This window comes from Variovorax sp. GW821-FHT09A10 (assembly GCF_059418385.1).
Genome location: NZ_JBWKPT010000006.1, coordinates 257,456 through 275,451 on the forward strand (window position 1 = coordinate 257,456; position 17,996 = coordinate 275,451).

General features: G+C 69.4%; 19 protein-coding genes. 13 read left to right on the top strand and 6 right to left on the bottom strand.

The window, feature by feature from the left end; translation table 11 throughout:
- Positions 1–106 precede the first annotated feature (106 nt).
- The 6 genes from AC07Q9_RS22875 to AC07Q9_RS22900 are packed head-to-tail and all read left to right on the top strand — an operon-like array spanning position 107 to position 4,581.
- Complete coding sequence (locus AC07Q9_RS22875) at positions 107–1,279, top strand: MlaE family ABC transporter permease (RefSeq protein ID WP_495311896.1); 1,173 nt, start codon at positions 107–109, stop codon at positions 1,277–1,279.
- Positions 1,276–2,130 carry an ABC transporter ATP-binding protein gene (locus AC07Q9_RS22880; RefSeq protein ID WP_495311897.1) on the top strand — a complete coding sequence of 285 codons (855 nt, stop codon included), beginning with the start codon at positions 1,276–1,278 and terminating at the stop codon, positions 2,128–2,130. The genes AC07Q9_RS22875 and AC07Q9_RS22880 overlap by 4 nt, the downstream gene beginning before the upstream one ends.
- 8 nt (positions 2,131–2,138) lie before the next feature.
- Positions 2,139–3,095 carry an MlaD family protein gene (locus tag AC07Q9_RS22885; protein WP_495311898.1) on the top strand — a complete coding sequence of 319 codons (957 nt, stop codon included), beginning with the start codon at positions 2,139–2,141 and terminating at the stop codon, positions 3,093–3,095.
- A 23-nt stretch (positions 3,096–3,118) separates the two neighbouring features.
- Positions 3,119–3,808 (top strand): ABC-type transport auxiliary lipoprotein family protein, encoded by a 690-nt coding sequence (locus AC07Q9_RS22890; RefSeq protein ID WP_495311899.1) that lies wholly within the window; start codon positions 3,119–3,121, stop codon positions 3,806–3,808.
- A gap of 40 nt (positions 3,809–3,848) precedes the next feature.
- A complete protein-coding gene (locus AC07Q9_RS22895; RefSeq protein WP_062472741.1) occupies positions 3,849–4,070 on the top strand; it encodes a hypothetical protein in 222 nt (73 codons plus the stop codon).
- Between the two features lie 16 nt (positions 4,071–4,086).
- Positions 4,087–4,581: a GFA family protein gene (locus tag AC07Q9_RS22900; protein ID WP_495311900.1), complete on the top strand. Its 495-nt coding sequence runs from the start codon at positions 4,087–4,089 to the stop codon at positions 4,579–4,581.
- Positions 4,582–4,596: 15 nt separating this feature from the next.
- On the opposite strand, the gene AC07Q9_RS22905 is transcribed toward AC07Q9_RS22900, so the two are convergent.
- A complete protein-coding gene (locus tag AC07Q9_RS22905; RefSeq protein WP_495311901.1) occupies positions 4,597–5,223 on the bottom strand; it encodes a TetR/AcrR family transcriptional regulator in 627 nt (208 codons plus the stop codon).
- Positions 5,224–5,301: 78 nt separating this feature from the next.
- Between AC07Q9_RS22905 and AC07Q9_RS22910 the strand changes: the two genes are divergently transcribed.
- On the top strand, positions 5,302–5,958 hold the full coding sequence (locus AC07Q9_RS22910; RefSeq protein ID WP_495311902.1) for a DUF998 domain-containing protein: 657 nt from the start codon (positions 5,302–5,304) through the stop codon (positions 5,956–5,958).
- On the opposite strand, the gene AC07Q9_RS22915 is transcribed toward AC07Q9_RS22910, so the two are convergent.
- Both AC07Q9_RS22915 and AC07Q9_RS22920 read right to left on the bottom strand, forming a co-directional pair.
- Positions 5,942–6,739, bottom strand: a complete 798-nt coding sequence (locus AC07Q9_RS22915) for an SIR2 family NAD-dependent protein deacylase (RefSeq protein ID WP_495311903.1) — start codon at positions 6,737–6,739, stop codon at positions 5,942–5,944. The genes AC07Q9_RS22910 and AC07Q9_RS22915 overlap by 17 nt on opposite strands.
- Positions 6,736–7,599: an IclR family transcriptional regulator gene (locus AC07Q9_RS22920; RefSeq protein ID WP_062472735.1), complete on the bottom strand. Its 864-nt coding sequence runs from the start codon at positions 7,597–7,599 to the stop codon at positions 6,736–6,738. Before AC07Q9_RS22920 ends, AC07Q9_RS22915 begins: the two co-directional genes overlap by 4 nt.
- Before the next feature lie 148 nt (positions 7,600–7,747).
- Between AC07Q9_RS22920 and AC07Q9_RS22925 the strand changes: the two genes are divergently transcribed.
- The 6 genes from AC07Q9_RS22925 (at position 7,748) to fahA (ending at position 14,316) form a co-directional block, all read left to right on the top strand.
- The gene (locus AC07Q9_RS22925; protein WP_495311904.1) at positions 7,748–8,707 is read left to right on the top strand and encodes an MBL fold metallo-hydrolase; all 960 of its coding nucleotides are present in this window, start codon (positions 7,748–7,750) and stop codon (positions 8,705–8,707) included.
- 148 nt (positions 8,708–8,855) lie between these two features.
- Complete coding sequence (locus AC07Q9_RS22930; RefSeq protein ID WP_495311905.1) at positions 8,856–10,493, top strand: FAD-dependent oxidoreductase; 1,638 nt, start codon at positions 8,856–8,858, stop codon at positions 10,491–10,493.
- A gap of 5 nt (positions 10,494–10,498) precedes the next feature.
- Positions 10,499–10,693: a DUF2783 domain-containing protein gene (locus AC07Q9_RS22935; protein WP_153285863.1), complete on the top strand. Its 195-nt coding sequence runs from the start codon at positions 10,499–10,501 to the stop codon at positions 10,691–10,693.
- A gap of 46 nt (positions 10,694–10,739) precedes the next feature.
- Positions 10,740–12,050 carry a homogentisate 1,2-dioxygenase gene (gene hmgA / locus AC07Q9_RS22940; RefSeq protein WP_495311906.1) on the top strand — a complete coding sequence of 437 codons (1,311 nt, stop codon included), beginning with the start codon at positions 10,740–10,742 and terminating at the stop codon, positions 12,048–12,050.
- Positions 12,047–13,021 (top strand): Bug family tripartite tricarboxylate transporter substrate binding protein, encoded by a 975-nt coding sequence (locus AC07Q9_RS22945; protein ID WP_390347268.1) that lies wholly within the window; start codon positions 12,047–12,049, stop codon positions 13,019–13,021. Before hmgA ends, AC07Q9_RS22945 begins: the two co-directional genes overlap by 4 nt.
- A gap of 26 nt (positions 13,022–13,047) precedes the next feature.
- Positions 13,048–14,316, top strand: a complete 1,269-nt coding sequence (gene fahA / locus AC07Q9_RS22950; RefSeq protein WP_495311907.1) for a fumarylacetoacetase — start codon at positions 13,048–13,050, stop codon at positions 14,314–14,316.
- 134 nt (positions 14,317–14,450) lie between these two features.
- Here fahA and mrdA read toward each other — a convergent pair whose 3' ends face one another.
- From mrdA to mreC, 3 genes are read right to left on the bottom strand one after another with little or no spacing between them, the layout of a single operon-like run.
- Positions 14,451–16,448, bottom strand: coding sequence for a penicillin-binding protein 2 (mrdA, locus tag AC07Q9_RS22955; protein WP_489060232.1), 1,998 nt, complete (start codon positions 16,446–16,448; stop codon positions 14,451–14,453).
- 58 nt (positions 16,449–16,506) lie between these two features.
- Complete coding sequence (mreD, locus tag AC07Q9_RS22960) at positions 16,507–17,028, bottom strand: rod shape-determining protein MreD (RefSeq protein WP_492682461.1); 522 nt, start codon at positions 17,026–17,028, stop codon at positions 16,507–16,509.
- On the bottom strand, positions 17,025–17,987 hold the full coding sequence (mreC, locus tag AC07Q9_RS22965; protein ID WP_495311908.1) for a rod shape-determining protein MreC: 963 nt from the start codon (positions 17,985–17,987) through the stop codon (positions 17,025–17,027). Before mreC ends, mreD begins: the two co-directional genes overlap by 4 nt.
- Positions 17,988–17,996 lie beyond the last annotated feature (9 nt).

Genomic DNA, 17,996 nt, shown 5'->3' on the forward strand with positions numbered 1-17,996 from the left:
CCCTACGCAAACGAAGGGCCAGACGCACACAAGCCCCGGATGCACGCGGTTACGATGCGCCCTCTCACCTGAACCTTTGTTTACGTTCTGTTCCGCACGCCTGCCCATGCCTTCCAACCCGTCGCCCGCTGACGCCTCCGCCATCGACGACGCCTCTGCGCCGCCGCGCGCGCGAACGCAGGACGTGGACGGTCGCAGCTGGGCCGTGGCCAGCGGTTGCTGGACCACGCTGGCGATGTCGTCGCGGTCGGCCTGGGACGCCTTGGCCGCAGACCTCGCGGCCCTGCCGCCCGCGGACGACCGGGCCTGGGACCTGCGCCCCATCGGCCAGCTCGACCACATCGGCGCGCAGCTGCTGTGGGACCACTGGGGCCACGGCTGGCCGGCCACGCTCGAGCTGGCGCCGCAGCAGCAGGCGGTGCTCGACCATGTGGCGAAGTTCACGGTGGCCACGCCCGACGAGCCGCCCAAATCTCTGAGCGACCGGTTGCGCGAACTCGCGCACAACGGCCCGCGCGCGATGGTCGTGCTGCGCGACTTTGTCGGCCTGATCGGCCAGCTCGCGCTCGACCTGTGCACGCTGGCGCGCGCGCCGCACCGCGGGCCGTGGCGCGACTTCTCGGGCCATCTCTATCAGTTCGGCGCCACGGCGCTGCACATCACGGCGCTGGTCGGTCTCTTGATCGGCGTGGTGCTGGCCTACCTGATCTCGCAGCAGCTGCGCCAGTACGGCGCCGAGACCTTCGTGGTGAACATCCTCGGGCTGTCGCTGATCCGCGAACTCGGGCCGGTGCTGGCCGCCGTACTGATCGCGGGCCGCTCGGGTTCGGCGATCACGGCGCAGATCGGCGTGATGCGCGTCACCGAAGAGCTCGACGCCATGCGCGTGATGGGCATCCCGCACGGCTTTCGTCTCGTGATGCCGCGCGTGCTGGCGCTGGCCATCGCGATGCCGCTGATCAGCCTGTGGACCTCGATGGCGGCGCTGGCCGGCGGCATGCTCGCGGCCGACGCCGCACTCGGCATCTCGCCGGCGTACTTCCTGTCGGCCCTGCCGCGCGCGGTGCCCATCGCCAACCTCTGGCTGGCGCTGGCCAAGTCGGCGGTGTTCGGCGTGCTGATCGCGCTGATCGGCTGCTACTTCGGCATGAAGGTCAAGCCCAACACCGAGAGCCTGGGGCGCGGCACCACGTCGTCGGTCGTGACCTCGATCACCGCGGTGATCCTGGTCGACGCGCTCTTCGCAGTGCTCTTCAAGGGCATAGGATTCCGCGGATGAACGCCGCCGTGACGTCCCCGTCGAACACCGTGGTCGACATCCGCAAGCTCTGGACCGTGTTCAAGAGCCCCGATGGCGAACAGGTGGTGCACCGCGACCTCGACCTGCACCTTGACCGCGGCGAGGTGCTGTCGCTGGTCGGCGGCTCGGGCACCGGCAAGACGGTGCTGCTGCGCCAGATCCTCGGGCTGCAGAAACCCACGAAGGGCGCGGTCGAGGTGCTGGGCCGGGCGCCGGGTGAACTCAGCGCGGCCGGCGCGGCCAACGTGGGCATGCTGTTCCAGCACGGCGCGCTGTTCTCGGCCTTCAGCGTGCTGGAGAACATCGCCTTTCCGCTGCGCGAACTCAAGCTGCTGCCCGACGAGCTGATCCGCCATGCCGCGCTCGTGAAGCTGCAGATGGTGGGGCTGGAGCCGCAGCATGCGAACAAGAGCCCGTCGGACCTGTCGGGCGGCATGATCAAGCGCGTGGCGCTGGCGCGCGCGCTCATCATGGACCCGCCGCTGCTGCTGCTCGATGAACCCACGGCCGGCCTCGACCCCGAAGCGTCGGACAGTTTCTGCGACCTGCTGCGCGGCCTGCACCGCGAGCTGGGGCTGACGGTCGTGATGGTCACGCACGACCTGGACACCCTGTTCGACCTGAGCACCCGCATCGCGGTGCTGGCCGACCAGAAGGTGATCGTGAGCGGCACGGCGCGCGAAGTCATCGCCTACCCGCATCCCTTCATCCACGAATACTTTCTCGGCGGGCGCGGCCAGCGCGCCCTGGAGGCGCTGCACGACAAGCCCGCCGCCGGCACACAACCATCCGCGCCGCGGCCCGAGGCCGCGCGCGCTGACGAAAGGTAGGTCCCCTCATGGAAAACAAGGCCCACGCCCTCACCGCCGGCGCCTTCGTGCTCGGCCTGATCGCCGCGCTCGTCGCGCTGGTGGTCTGGTTCACGCGCGACAACACCGTGCGCAACGTCTACGAACTCTCCACCCGCGACGCCGTGAGCGGCCTGCAGCCGCAGGCCCAGGTGCGCTACCGCGGCATCTCGGTCGGCAAGGTGACCTCGATCGACTTCGACCCCAAGACCAAAGGCAACGTGCGCGTGCGCATCACGGTCGACGAGCGCGTGCCGCTCACCACCTCCAGCTTTGCCACGCTGAGCTACCAGGGCGTGACCGGCCTGGCCTTCATTGCGCTGGACGATGAAGGCGAATCGACCGTCGCACTCAAGCCGAACAACGACAGCCCGCCGCGCATTCCGCTCAAGCCCTCGATGCTCGCGAAGCTGCAGGACCGCGGCGAGGAAATCATCGACCAGGTGGAAGAAGTGACCAAGCGCGCCAACGCGCTGCTGGCCGACGCCAACCAGAAGCGCGTGGCCGACGCGCTGGAGAACATCGCCGCCGCCTCGGCCAGTGCCAACGCGCTGATCAAGCAGCTCGACAACACCGTGAAGACCGGCCTGAACCCGACGCTGGCCGCCATGCCCGAGACGCTGACGACAGTGAAGAAGGCGGCCGGCGACGTCTCGCGCGTGGCCAACAACTTCAACACCACCGTGGGCAAGCTCAACGCACCCGACGGCCCGGTCGAGCGCCTGGGCGAGGGCACCAAGGCGCTGGCGCAGGCCGTCGATTCGTTCAATGCCGCCACCCTGCCGCGCGTGAATCGCGTGGCCGACGACACCGCCCACGCGGTGCGCCGCCTGGGCCGCGCGGCCGACAGCATCAACGACAACCCGCAATCGCTGTTGTTCGGCAACGGCGGCACGACCGCGGGCCCGGGCGAGCCCGGCTTCGTCGCGCCCGCCGCACGCCACTGACCGGGAGCAGAAAAACCATGCGCATGAAGAACACCCTCCTCGCCCTCGCCAGCCTCGGCTGTGTGCTGCTGGTCGCCGGCTGCGGCATGCTGCCCGACAAGCCGGCACGCGCCACGCTGTACGACTTCGGCCCCGGCCTTTCGTCCGCCGCACCTGCCACCGCTGGCGCGCCGGCCGCCGCGCTGCCGGCGCTGTCCCTCGCGGAGTTCGACAGCAACGCGCGCCTGGACGGCACGCAGATCCTGTACCGCATGGGCTATGCCGACGCCAACGAGCTGCGCCCCTATGGCCAGTCGCGCTGGAGCCTGCCGCCCGCGCAGCTGCTGCGCCAGCGGCTGCGCGACACGCTGGCCGAACGCCGCACCGTGCTCGGCCCCGAAGAAAGCGCGACGCTCGCGCGCACCGAAGGCATCGTGCCCGACACGCTGCGCATCTCGCTCGACGAGTTCAGCCACTACTTCGACGCGCCCGCCAGCAGCACGGGCCTGGTGCGCCTGCGCGCCACGCTGGTCCGCACCGCCACCGGCGGCGATCGCGTGATGGGCCAGCGGACCTTCACCGTGCGCCGCCCCGCCGCCAGCGCCGACGCGCCGGGCGGCGTGAAGGCGCTGGTCGCGGCGAGCGACGCGGCCATGGCCGAGGTCGTGCAATGGGTCGACCAGCTGCAGCAGCAAGACCCGCCGCAGCCGCGTGCGGCGGCGCCACGGCGCTGAACGGCTTTTCATTCCACCCCACCCTGAGGAGACCCGTCCCATGAACGCAACGCGCATCGTCGGCATCCTGCTGGTCGTCGCCGGCATCGCCGGGCTCGGCCTGGGCGGCTTCAGCTTCACCAAGGAAACCCACCAGGCCAAGCTGGGCCCGCTGGAGTTCTCGGTGAAGGAAAAACAGACCGTCAACATCCCGGCCTGGGCCGGCGTGGCGGCGATCGTGGTGGGCGGCGCGCTGGTGCTGCTGGGTGGCAAGAAGGGCTGAGCGCCCGACCACCGCCATGGCCGACGCCTTCGTGCCGCTGGAAGGCGGCTGCACCTGCCGGCAGGTGCGCTACCGCCTGAACGCCCCGCCGCTCTTCGTGCACTGCTGCCACTGCCGCTGGTGCCAGCGCGAGACGGGCTCGTCCTTCGCGCTCAATGCGCTCATCGAACCGGAACACGTGCAGATGCTGCAGGGCACGGTCGATCGGGTGCTCACGCCGTCTGCCAGCGGACGCGGCCAGACCTACGCACGCTGCCCCGCTTGCCACGTCGCGCTGTGGAGCCACTACGCGGGCGCCGGCGACGCCGTGAGCTTCATCCGCGTGGGCACGCTCGACACGCCCGACCGGCTGCCGCCGGACCTGCACATCTTCACGATGTCCAAGCAGCCCTGGGTGGTGCTGCCGCCCGGCGCACTGGCAGTGCACGCGTACTACGACCGCAAGGACTACTGGCCCGCCGAGAGCCTCGCGCGCTGGCGCGTGCTGCGCGAGAAGATGCGGGCCGGCTAGCGTGCTCGGCGAGCCTCAGCGGCTCGCGTACCCGGACAGGAACGCATCGACCGCCGCATTCGCGTAGCGTTCCAGTTCGGCGGGGTCGCTCGCGTGGTCGCCCGTGAACATGGCCCGGTTCAACGGAATCCACAGCAGCAGCCCGGTGAAGTGGTTGGCCGCGAGCAGCGGGTCGTCGACCTTGAGCAGCCCGCGCTGTGCATAGCGCTCGAAGCTCGTGGCCAGCGTCGCGAGCACCCGCTCGAAGCCTTGCGCGAACCAGGCCCGCGCCACGTCGGGAAAGCGCTCCGCATTGGCGATCACCAGGCGCCGCAGCCGCAGCAGCTCGGGTTGCATCAGCGCGGTGACGAGCTTGCGGGCCAGCCCCTGCAACGCCTCCCGGGGGTGGCTGGCGTCCACTAGCGAGCCGGCCACCAGCTGGATGACCTTGTCGACGTCGTCGGCCGTGAGCTGAATGATCGCGGCGTAGAGCCGCTCCTTGTCGGTGAAGTGCCGGTACAGCGTGGGCTTGGACACGCCCGCCAGCGTGGCGACCTCGTCCATGGTCGTGCCGTTGTAGCCCCGGTCGAGGAAGACCGTGGACGCGGCTTCCAGGATGAGCCTGCGCTTGCGGTCGGATCGTTTTTCTGCGGGCTGTTCCATCACCGGACTCCGGGGTTTCTTGACAATCAACAACGAAACTATACAGTTTAGTTTCCATTCACTTGCACCCATGCCACCATGGAATTCCAGACGACAACGCGCACCGCAGGCGCCTCCTCGCAGCGGGCGCTGCTGGCCTGCGGCATGTGGGTCGCGCCCGTGTTCTACGGGCTCGCCGTGCTCCAGTTGCTGCTGCGCCCCGAGTTCGACATCCGCGCGCTTCCGATCAGCTACCTCGCGCTGGGCGAGCTCGGCTGGATCCAGGTGGGCAGCTTCATTCTCTCGGGATTGTTCGCAATTCTTTGCGCCGTCGGGCTCAAGGCCTGGCTGAAGGGCCAGCGCGGCGGAACCTGGGGACCGATCCTGGTTGGGCTGTTCGGCGTCGGCACGGTGCTGGCGGGCCTCTTTCCACCCGACCCGTTCCCCAAGGCCGGCGAGACGCCCACGATGAGCGTGCCCGGCGCGCTGCACATGCTCGCGTTCTTCCTGGCGTTCCTGTCGCTGATTGCGGCCTGCTTCGTTTTCGCGCGCCGCTTCTTCGCGCTGAAGCAAGGCGGGTGGGCGCTCTATTCGATGGCCACGGGCATCCTCGTGCCCGTGCTGATCGGCCTGGGCATGAGCAACCCGGCCTCGGCCAGCGTGATCGTGGCCGGGGCGGGGCTGGTGCTCTTCGGGTGGCTGGGCGTCCTGTCGTGGCGGATGCGCTCGGGCGGAATCGTCAGGCCCGCGGCGTGACCGCGTCGTCGGTGCCCGCCATCCCGGCGACCAACTTCGGCAACAGGTCTTCCGACGCCCCCCGCAACACCACCGCTGCCGCATCGTCCAGATGCGGCAGCGGCTCGATGTTCAGCGTGACCAGCCGCGCACCGCGCGCCATCGCCAGCCTGGGCAGCTCGGCCGCCGGGTAGACGATGGTGGTGCTGCCGACCACCAGGAACAGGTCGGACTCCTGCGCGGCCACCTGCGCGTCGAGCAGCACGCCGGCGTTCAGCATCTCGCCGAACATGACCACATCGGGCCGCGCGTGCGAGCCGCAGCGCAGGCAGCGGTGGAAGGGCCAGGGGCCGCTGCGGTTGCCGCAGTGGTCGCAACGCCAGCGGCGCAGCGAGCCGTGCAGCTCCAGCACGTCCTGCCCGCCGGCCTTGCCGAGCAGGCCGTCGACGTTCTGCGTGATGAGCCGGGTCGCGGGGCGCAGCCGCTGCAGCTGCGCGAGCCCGAGGTGGCCGGGGTTGGGCGACGCGGCCTCGATCAGCGTCAGGCGCTGGGCCCAGAACTTCGTGAAGCCGCCGGGGTCGCGCGCGAGGTCGTCGGCATGCGAGAACTTGAGCGCGTTCTGGCTCATCCAGAGGCCGTCGGCGTCTCGGTAGGTCGGAATGCCCGAGGCCTTGGACAGCCCCGCGCCCGAAAAGACCACGATGCGACGCGCGCCGCGCAGCAGCGCCACGGTGCGGTCGATGCGCAGCGCGAGGTCGTCGGAAGAAGAGAAAGAAGACAAGGCGGAAGAAAACAGGGTCATCGATCGGAAACGGAGGGCACCACGGCGCCGGTGGCGCTTGCCCCCAGGCGCTGCGACACCGTGCCCGCGCAGGCCTTGAGCGCGCGCGCGATCTCGCCGTCCCAGGCGGTGTGGAAGATGCCGGCCGGGCCGATGGCGGTCACGGCCAGCACGATGGCCCCAGTGTGGTCGAACACCGGCGCGGCCATGGCGCTCACGCCCTCGATCACCTCGCCGTCGGAGCGGCTGATGCCGTGGTCGCGCACTTCCTGGCACTGGCGTTCGAAGTCGCTCCACGAGGGCAGCGGTTGCACCGGCGGCATGCCGGCCGGCGGCGCGGGCTCGGCGGCGCCCTTGCGCTGCTTCTGCCGCTGGCGCTCGTCCTCGAGCTGCGCACGCACCACCGCCGGGTCGAGGTAGGCGGCAAAGACGCGGCCCGAGGCCGTGTTGGTGAGCGAGAACACCGTACCGTGGCGCATGTTCACGTGCACCGGCGAGGGCGACTCGGCCGTGCGCACGATGGTCGCGCCGCGCGCGCCCCACACGGCCAGCGCCACGGTGTGGCCGATCTGCTGCGCGAGCTGGCCGATCAGCGGCGTAGCGATGTGCACCGGGTCGGCCTGCTGCAGGCTGATCAGCCCCAGTTGCAAGGCCAGCGGGCCGAGCAGATAGTGGCCGCTGGCGCGGTCCTGCTCGATGAGGCCCAGCCGGCCGAAGCTCACCATGTACGGGTGGGCCTTGGCGGCCGTCATGTCCGCTTCGCGGGCAAGGTCTTTGAGCGCCATCGGGCGGCCGTGGTGCACCAGCGCGCGCAGCAGCTGCCCGCCGACTTCGATGCTCTGGATGCCGCGCTGGGCGCGGTCGGTGTCAGTCGCTGCCATGGCCGCCTTGCCGTCTGGTTGTTCGTTCATGAAGAAGGCATTAGACATGAACTGATCTCGGGCTTACACTCCGCGCATTCGTTATCTGCAAACTCGTTCGCCCTAAACGAATTCAGAGAATTCGAAACCACCCCACCGGAGACACACGATGAGCCAAGCCAAGAAATTCGCCAGCCAGGCCGACCTGGAAGAAAAGAAGATCACCTTCAGCCAGATCTCGGAGCACGCCTGGGCCTACACGGCCGAGGGCGACCCCAACACCGGGATCATCATCGGCGACGACTGCGTGCTGGTGGCCGACACCCAAGCCACGCCCGCCATGGCCGCCGACGTGGTGCGCCGCATCCGCGAAGTGACCGACAAGCCCATCAAGTACGTGGTGCTCACCCACTACCACGCGGTGCGCGTGCTGGGCGCGGCAGGCTACGGCGCCGAACACATCCTGGCCAGCCAGGACACGCGCGACCTGATCGTCGAACGCGGCGAGGAAGACAAGGCCAGCGAAATCGGCCGCTTCCCGCGCCTGTTCCAGAACGTCGAGACCGTGCCCCCGGGCCTGACCTGGCCCACCATGACCTTCACCGGCAAGATGACGCTGTGGCTGGGCAAGCTCGAAGTGCAGCTGCTGCAGCTGGGCCGCGGCCACACCAAGGGCGACACGGTCGTCTGGCTGCCGCAGGAGCGCGCGCTGCTGTCGGGCGACCTGGTCGAGTTCGGCGCCACGCCGTACGCCGGCGACGCCTACTTCCAGGACTGGCCGCAGACGCTGGACAACATCGCCGCCCTGAAGCCCCTGGCCCTGGTGCCGGGCCGCGGCGCCGCGCTGACCACGCCCGAGGACGTGGCCAAGGGCCTGCAGGAAACGCGCGCCTTCATCGCCGACGTGTACGCCAGCGTGCAGGACGGCGTGAAGGCCGGCCGCGACCTGAACGCGGTCTACAAGGAGACCTACGAGAAGCTCAAGCCCAAGTACAGCCAGTGGGTCATCTTCGACCACTGCATGCCTTTCGACGTGAGCCGCGCCTACGACGAGGCCTCGGGCCACGCCGACCCGCGCGTGTGGACGGCCCAACGCGACATCGACATGTGGAAGGCCCTGGAAGGCTGAACCCGCATTGCTCCCTCCCCCGCTGGGGGAGGGCTGGGGTGGGGGCAGGCAGAGCGCCGGTTTCGAGCGCCGCTTGCCCCCATCCCCGCCTTCCCCCGGAAGGGGAAGGAGCAAGACAAAGACAGAAGACAAGACACGGAGACAACACGTGATCGACTATCAAAGTCTGCGCTTCGACTACCGACGCCACGCCGACCAGGACGCCGCGACGCCCGCCCGCCACCCGGTGGTGATCGTCGGCGCCGGCCCCGTGGGCCTCACGCTGGCCATCGACCTCGCCCTGCGGCAGATTCCGGTGGTGCTGCTCGACAACGACAACAGCCTGTCCAGCGGGTCGCGCGCGATCTGCTTTGCCAAGCGCACGCTCGAGGTGTTCGACCGCCTCGGCTGCGGCGACCGCATGGTGGACAAGGGCGTGTCGTGGAACGTCGGCAAGGTGTTCTTCCATGACGAGCAGGTCTACCGCTTCGACCTGCTGCCCGAGCCCGGCCACGAGCGCCCGGCCTTCATCAACCTGCAGCAGTACTACGTCGAGGGCTACCTCGTCGAACGCGCCGCGGCGCTGCCGCTGATCGACCTGCGCTGGAACAACAAGGTGATCGGCATCGAGCAGCGCGATGACGGCGCGATGCTCACCATCGAGACGCCTGAAGGCAACTACGAACTGGCCGCTGGCTACGTGGCCGCCTGCGACGGCTCGCGCTCCAACCTGCGCCAGATGCTGGGGCAGGAAGCCAAGGGCCGCGTGTTCCGCGACCGCTTCCTGATCGCCGACATCACGATGGACGCGCAGCTGCCCACCGAGCGCCGCTTCTGGTTCGACCCCTCGTTCCACCCCGGCCAGAGCGTGCTGCTGCACAAGCAGGCCGACGGCATGTGGCGCGTCGACTTCCAGCTCGGCTGGGACGCCGACCCGGTGGAAGAGCGCAAGCCCGAGCGCATCACGCCGCGCGTGCGCGCGCTGCTGGACAGCATCGGCTTCGAAGGCGTGCAGTTCCAGATCGGCTGGGCCAGCGTCTACACCTTCGCCTGCCAGCGCATGGAGCGCTTCCGCCACGGCCGCGTGCTGTTCGCGGGCGACTCGGCGCACGGCGTGTCGCCCTTCGGCGCGCGCGGCGCCAACTCGGGCGTGCAGGACGCCGACAACCTCGCCTGGAAGCTCGCGGCCGTGCTGGCCGGCGACGCGCCCGATGCGCTGCTCGACAGCTACGCGAGCGAGCGCGAATTCGCGGCCGACGAGAACATCCGCAATTCGACGCGCGCCACCGACTTCATCACGCCCAAGAGCGAGGTGAGCCGGCTGTTCCGTGACGCGGTGCTCGAGCTGACCAAGCGCCACGCCTTCGCCCGCTCGCTGGTCAACAGCGGGCGGCTGTCGGTGGCCACGGTGCTGCGCGACTCGCCGCTCAACACGCCCGACGCCGCCCCCTTCGCCGGCGCGATGGTGCCCGGCGCGGCCGCGGCCGATGCGCCCGTGCGGCGCGCCGACGGCAGCACCGGCTGGCTGCTGCGCGAATGCCATGTGGCGCACTTCACCGCGCTGGTGTTCGGCACAGGCGACGCCGCCGAGCGCAGCCTGCAGGCGCTGAAAAGCAGCGACCTCGCGCTGCATGTGGTGCGCGTGGAAGGCACCGGCGCCGACGCCGAACTCGCCACGCAGCGCTACGACGCGCAGCCCGGTACCGTCTACCTGCTGCGGCCCGACCAGCACGTGTGCGCGCGCTGGCGGCAGCCCACGGCGGCGAACCTTCGCGCGGCCCTCGACCACGCACTGGCAAAGGCATGACCCCGATGCAACCGCAACTGATCACCACGCCGAACCTCGACGCGCCCGACGATTTCTACGAGGCGCTCATCGAGGCCCACCAGGGGCTTTCCACCGAAGAAAGCCACGCCTTCAACGCACGGCTCGTGCTCGTGCTGGCCAACCACGTCGGCTCGCTGGCCGTGCTGCGCGAAGCCTTCGACGCGGCGCGCGCCGGCTGAACGGCCGCACGTTCCCACCTCATCGCGACTTTCGAAAGACAAGCCCATGACCCAAGCAACACCCGCCGCCGAACGGCGCTACCAGAGCGGCTTCGGCAACGAGTACGCCTCCGAGGCCGTGCCCGGTGCGCTGCCGCAAGGCCGCAACAACCCGCAGCGCGGCCCCTTCGACCTGTACACCGAGCTGCTCTCGGGCACCGCCTTCACGGCGCCGCGCCACGAGAACCGCCGCACCTGGCTGTACCGCCGCCAACCCTCGGTGGTGTCTGGCCGCTACCAGCCCTACGCGCAGGCGCACTGGACCACCGGCGCCGACCGCGAGATCGCGCTGCCGCCCGAGCCGATGCGCTGGGGCCCGTTGCCGTTGGACGGCGCGGCCGACGTCGACTTCATCGACGGCATGCACACGCTGGCCGCCAACGGCGACGCCGAGTCGCAGGTGGGCATCGGCTCGCTGATGTACATGGCGGGCCGTTCGATGGACAAGCGCGCCTTCGTCAACGCCGACGGCGAGATGCTGGTGATGCCCCAACAAGGCCGCCTCGTCGTCACGACCGAACTCGGCGTGCTCGACGTCAAGCCCGGCGAAATCGTGGTGCTGCCGCGCGGCATGGCCTTCAAGGTGGCCCTGCCCGACGGGCTCTCGCGCGGCTATGTGTGCGAGAACTACGGCGCGCACTTCCGCCTGCCCGAACTCGGCCCGATCGGCTCGAACGGCCTGGCCAACGCGCGCGATTTCCAGGCGCCCGTCGCAGCCTTCGAGGCAGACGGCGGCGCCTACGAGCTGGTGAAGAAATTCGGTGGCCGCTTCTGGACCGCACCGACCAAGCAATCGCCCTTCAACGTGGTCGCCTGGCACGGCAACCTCGCGCCGGTGAAGTACGACACGGCCAACTTCATGGTCATCGGCTCGATCAGCTTCGACCATCCCGATCCGTCGATCTTCACCGTGCTGACCTCGCCCAGCGACACGCCCGGCACGGCCAACTGCGACTTCGTGATCTTCCCGCCGCGCTGGATGGTGATGGAAAACACCTTCCGTCCGCCGTGGTTCCACCGCAACCTCATGAGCGAGTTCATGGGCCTGGTGCTGGGCGAGTACGACGCCAAGCCGGGCGGCTTCAAGCCCGGCGGCGCGAGCCTGCACAACTGCATGGTGCCGCACGGCCCGGACGAGGAAGCCTTCGACAAGGCCACGCACGCCGACCTCAAGCCGCACAAGCTGGACAACACGCTGGCCTTCATGTTCGAGAGCCGCTACCGTTTCATCCCGACGAACTTCGCGCTGCAAAGCCCGGCGCTCGACACCGACTACACCGACTGCTGGGCCGGTCTGAAAGACCAATTCAAGGCATGACGCACGCTCTCACCCTCACCCGCCGCGCCGCGGCCCTCGCGCTGCTGGCCGCGCCCCTGCTGGCGCACGCGGCCGACTTTCCGTCCAAGCCCATCAAGTTCATCGTGCCCTATACGGCCGGCGGCACCACCGACCTGGTGGCGCGCACCGTGGGTCAGAAGGTGTCGGAGAAGCTGGGCCAGCCCGTGCTCATCGACAACCGCGGCGGCGCGGGCGGCAACATCGGCATGGACGCCGTGGCCAAGGCCGCGCCCGACGGCTACACGATCGGCTTCGGCGCCATCTCGACCAACGCGCTGAACCCGCACATCTACAAGTCGATGGCCTTCGACCCGCGCAAGGACTTCACGGCCATCAGCCTGCTGGGCATGTCGACCATCGTGCTCGAAGTGCCGGCCACCTCGGCCATCAAGACCGTGCCCGAGCTCATCGCGGCCGCGAAGAAGAACCCCGGCCTGCCCTACGCCACCGCGGGCGCCGGCACCTCGATGAACCTGGCCGGCGTGATGTTCGCGCAGATGACCGGCACCGAGCTCACGCACGTGGCCTACAAGGGCAGCGGCCCGGCCATCACCGACATGCTGGGCAACACCATCGGCGTGATGTTCGACAACCTGCCGGCGTCGCTGCCGCACATCCAGGCCGGCAAGCTGCGCGCGCTGGCCGTGGCGGGTTCCACGCGCTCGCCCTCGCTGCCCGACGTGCCGACGATGGCCGAAGCGGGCCTCAAGGGCTATGCGCTGGAGCCGTGGTTCGGCGTGTACGGGCCGGCGAAGCTGCCGGCACCGATCGTGAAGGCGCTGAACGAAGCGTTCGTCGAAGCGCTCGCCATGCCCGACGTGAAGGCCAAGCTGCAGCAGGCCGGCTTCTCGCCGCGCGGCTCGAGCGCGCAGGAGCTCACCACGCTCACCGACACCGAATACAAGCGCCTGGGCGATGTGGCCAAGAAGGCCGGCATGACCGCCGACTGATCCGACTCAAGAACCGAAAGACCTCCATGACCGCACTCAACGCCACCCACGACCCGAAGCTGCGCAGCTGGGTCGCCGCCGCCAACGTGGCCGGCACCGACTTCCCGATCCAGAACCTGCCCTTCGGCCGCTTCCGCACGGCCGGCAGCAGCGAGGCCTTCCGCATCGGTGTGGCCCTCGGCGACCAGATCCTCGACCTGCGCGCCACCGGCCTCATCGACACCGACGACATGAACGTGCTGATGAACGCCTCGGTGAAAGACCGCCAGGCGCTGCGCGCCGCGATCTCCGCCGGCCTGGCCGAAGGCAGCAGCCAGCAGGCCGCATGGTCGAAGGCGCTGCTCGCGCAAGCCCAGGCCGAGATGACCGTGCCCTGCCGCATCGGCGACTACACCGACTTCTACACGGGCATCCACCACGCCACCACCATCGGCAAGCTGTTCCGCCCCGACCAGCCGCTGATGCCCAACTACAAGTGGGTGCCGATCGGCTACCACGGCCGTGCCTCGTCGATCGGCGTGAGCGGCCAGGTCTTCAAGCGCCCGCAAGGCCAGACCAAGGCACCCGACGCCGTGGCGCCGAGCTTCGGCCCCTCGAAGCGGCTGGACTACGAACTGGAGCTGGGCTTCCTCGTGGGCCGCGGCAATGCGCTGGGCGAGCCCATCGCCATCGGCGACGCGGAAGACCACCTGTTCGGCGTGACCCTGCTCAATGACTGGTCGGCGCGCGACCTGCAGGCCTGGGAATACCAGCCGCTCGGCCCCTTCCTGGCGAAGAACTTCGCGAGCACGCTGTCGCCCTGGATCGTGACGACCGAAGCGCTGGCGCCGTTCCGCGCCAAGTTCGAGCGCCCCGCCGAAGACCCGCAACCGCTGCCCTACCTCGATGCGCCCTCGAACCGCGCCAGCGGCGCGCTCGACATCACGCTCGAAGTGCTGCTGCAGACCGCGAAGATGCGCGCCGACGGCATGGCGCCCGTGCGCCTCACGCTCGGCAACACCACCGAGGCCGCCTACTGGACCGCCGCGCAGCTCATCACGCACCACACGGTGAACGGCTGCAACCTGCAGCCCGGCGACCTGCTGGGCTCGGGCACGCTGTCGGGCCCGCAGCCCGACCAGGCCGGTTCGCTGATGGAGCTCACGCTGGGCGGCAAGCAGCCGATCACGCTGCCGAACGGCGAGAAGCGCACCTTCCTGGAAGACGGCGACACGCTGGTGATGCGCGGCTGGTGCGAGCGCGATGGCGCGGTGCGCATCGGGCTGGGTGAAGTCACCGGGACCGTGGTGGCCTGAGGTCCGGTGTTATCCCCTCTCCCCTTGCGGGGAGAGGGTTAGGGTGAGGGCAAGGGCTTCACAACATCGCGCGGCGTCGATGGCCGCTCACCCTCACCCCCGCCCTCTCCCCCAGAGGAGAGGGAGTCAACCCTTCAGGGCGTCGGCGCCGCCGACGATGCCGCGCCCGCAGGCGCCGGCGCAGCCACCGCCGTGGGCCACGCCACCTCGCTGCCCACGCGCGGCTTGCCCATCGGCGCACCCGCGCGACCGATGCGCACGGCGGCCATGTCGGCCTCGCTCGGGTACTGGTCCATGAGCCAGTAGTCGAACACGCGGCGCGCCAGGGGCGCCGCAGCGCCCGCACCCCAGCCCGCGTTCTCGACGATGACGGCGAGCGCGATCTTCGGGTTGTTGGCCGGTGCGTAGGCCATGAACAGGGCGTGGTCGCGCTGGTGCTCTTCGAGCGCGCGCGCGTTGTACTTGGTGTTCTTGGCCTGCGTCACGGCCTGCGCCGTGCCGGTCTTGCCGGCCGCCTGGTAGCCCGCGCCCGCGAACACGCCGCGCGCGGTGCCGCTGGTGACCACGCTGGTCAGGCCCTCGCGGATCACCGCGACGTTGGCCGCCGTGTAGCCGAGGTTCTCGGCCGGCGGCTGCGGCAGCGGCACGATCTGCCCGCTGACCGTGTTGCGCATCGCCAGTGCCACGTGCGGGCGGTGCTTCATGCCGCCGTCGGCCACGATGGCCGTCGCCTGCGCGAGCTGCAGCATGGTGAAGGCGTTGTAGCCCTGGCCGATGCCCAGCGAGATGGTCTCGCCCGCGTACCATTTTTTCTGTTCGGGCCGCTTGTAGGCGTTGCGCTTCCACTCGGTGCTCGGCAGCACGCCGCGCACTTCGCCGCCCAGGTCGATGCCGGTGATCTGGCCGAAGCCCATGGGCTTCATGAAGTCGTGGATGAGGTCCACGCCCATCTCGTTGGCCAGCGAGTAGTAGTAGATGTTGCTCGACAGCTGGATCGAACGGCGCATGTCGACGCCGCCGATGTTGCCCTCGGGGCTCCCGAAGCGGTGGCCGCCGAAGTTGAAATAGCCGGGGTCGTTCACCACCACGTTGGCCGCGCGCTTGCCGGTCTGCAGCGCCGCCAGCGCCATGAAGGGCTTGTAGGTGGAGCCCGGCGGGTAGGTGCCGCGCAGCGCGCGGTTGAGCAGCGGCTTGTCCAGCGATTCGGTGAGCGCCGCCCAGCTTTCGGTGTCGATGCCTTCGACGAACAGGTTGGGATCGAAGGTGGGCTTGCTCACGAAGGCCAGCACCTCGCCGGTCTTGGGGTCGATGGCCACGAGCGCACCGCGCCGGTCGCCGTACATGTCTTCGATCAGCTTCTGCAGCTTGATGTCCAGCGACAGCATGACGGTGTTGCCCGGCGTGGCCGGGTGGCTCGCGAGCCGGCGCACGGCGCGCCCGCCGGCCGAGGTTTCCATCTGCTCGACGCCGGTCTGGCCGTGCAGCATCTTCTCGTAGCTCTGCTCGACGCCCAGCTTGCCGATGTAGTCGGTGCCCTTGTAGTTGGCCTGGTCCTCCTCGTCCCAGTCTTCCATCGCGGTTTTTTCGCGCTGGTTGATGCGGCCGATGTAGCCCAGCACGTGCGAGGCCAGCTCGCCCTGCGGGTAGTTGCGGAACAGGCGCGCCTTGATCTCCACGCCCGGGAAGCGGTAGCGCTGCGCCGCGAAGCGCGCAACCTCTTCGTCGCTCAGGCGGGTGCGGATCGGAATGGAGTCGAAGCTGCGCGAGTCTTCGCGCAGGCGCTTGAAGCGGCGGCGGTCGCGCGGCGACACCTCGAGCACGCTGGTCAGGCTGTTGATGGTTTCCTCGACATCGCCGACCTTCGAGGGCGTGATCTCCAGCGTGTAGGCCGAGTAGTTGGAGGCCAGCACGATGCCGTTGCGATCGAGGATGAGCCCCCGGTTCGGCACCACCGGCACCACGGCCGTGCGGTTGCTCTCGGCCTGCTCGGCCAGGTCTTCATGGCGCACCACCTGCAGGTACACCAGGCGCGAGCCCAACAGACTGAAGGCGAACAGCACCGCCAGGCCGATGACGATCACGCGGCGCTTGAAGCGCGCCAGATCGGCGGCAACGTTGCGGATTTCAGTCATGGCATCAGGAAGCTTAGGCGTGCGCAGGTGCGATGGCAAATGCGACGGAAAGAAGAACTTAGAGGGGTCGGTTCTCGTCGGGTTCCGGCGTGCGGCGCTGCGGTGCGAGCAGCAGCGCGGTGGCCAGCGGCCAGAGCGCCGCCTCGAGCGCCGGCGAGATCAGCACGCCCCAGCCCGGGAACACGCCGCCGCCGATCATGCGCGTGATCACCTCGATGAACTGCGACAGCGCAAACAGCGGCAGCACCTGCAGCGCCTGCGAGAGCACCGGGTACCACAGCAGGCGCCGGTGGATCATGATCGCGAAGAAGCCCAGCGTGGTGTAGGACAGCGCATGCTGGCCCAGCATCGACGACTGGTGCACGTCCATGAGCAGGCCGAACATGAAGGCCGCGCCGATGCCCACGCGCGCAGGCTGGTGCACGCCCCAGAACACGATCACCAGTGCCAGCAGGTCGGGCATCCAGGCGGCGCGGCCGATGGGGATCATGTTGACCAGCAGCGCGACGAGCAGGCTGGTCCACATGAAGACGGGGCTGACGGGCAGCAAGAGCTGCTGCTGGCCGGGGCGCTTGATCATCGCGTGGCTCCCGCGGGCTTCTTCTCGTTCTTGCCGGCGCCTGGCTTGCCGTCGGGGCGCTTGCGCTGGGTGGACGCGGCCTCGACGTGCGGCGGCGCCACCGGGGCGCCGGAGGGCTCGAGCACCAGCACGTAGCGCGCCGCGGTCACGCGGGCCAGCGGCACGCAATAAATGCGCGCAAAGGCCGAGTCGGCGCGGCGCTCGATGCGCTCGATCTTCGCCACCGGCAGGCCGGCCGGGTAGATGCCGTCGACGCCGCTGGTGGAGAGCAGGTCGCCTTCCTGCAGGTCGGCATTGGCCGCCATGAAGCGCAGCTCCATGCCGCCGCCGTGGGCCGAGGCGTCGCCGAAGGCCACGCTGCGCACGCCGGTGCGGGTGTTCTGCACGGGAATGGCCAGGTCGCGGTCGATCACCAGCGTGACCTCGCTCGTGAAGGGCAGCACCTGCGTGACCTGCCCCAGCACGCCGCGCGCGTCGATCACCGGCGAGCCGGCCGCCACGCCCTGCGTGAGGCCCTGGTCGATGACGATCTTGCGCGTGTAAGGGTCGGCCGCGTCGTACAGCACCTCGGCCGGGCGGCCCGGCGTGGTGGTGGTCTGGCGCAGCTCGAGCAGCTCGCGCAGGCGGGCGTTGTCTTGCGCGAGCGTGTCGGCGCGGCTGGCGGTCTCGGCCTGCAGCATCAGGGCCTTGCGGGCCTCGTCTTCGTTGCGCTGCGCGGTCTGCAGCTCTTCGAAGTAGCGGCTGCCGCCCATCACCAGCATGACCGGCTTGAGCGCCGCCATCTGCACCGGGTAGAGCGCCGCGCCGATGGCCGAGCGGATCGGCTTCACGAGGTGAAAGCGGGCGTCGGCGACCATGAGGAAGAGCGAGAGCGCGCCGAAGAAGATCAGCTTGCTGAGTGCCGATTGCCCCTGGTTGAACAGGGGTGGCGCTGTGCGATCGAGCGTGCCCAGAGGCATGTAGTCAGA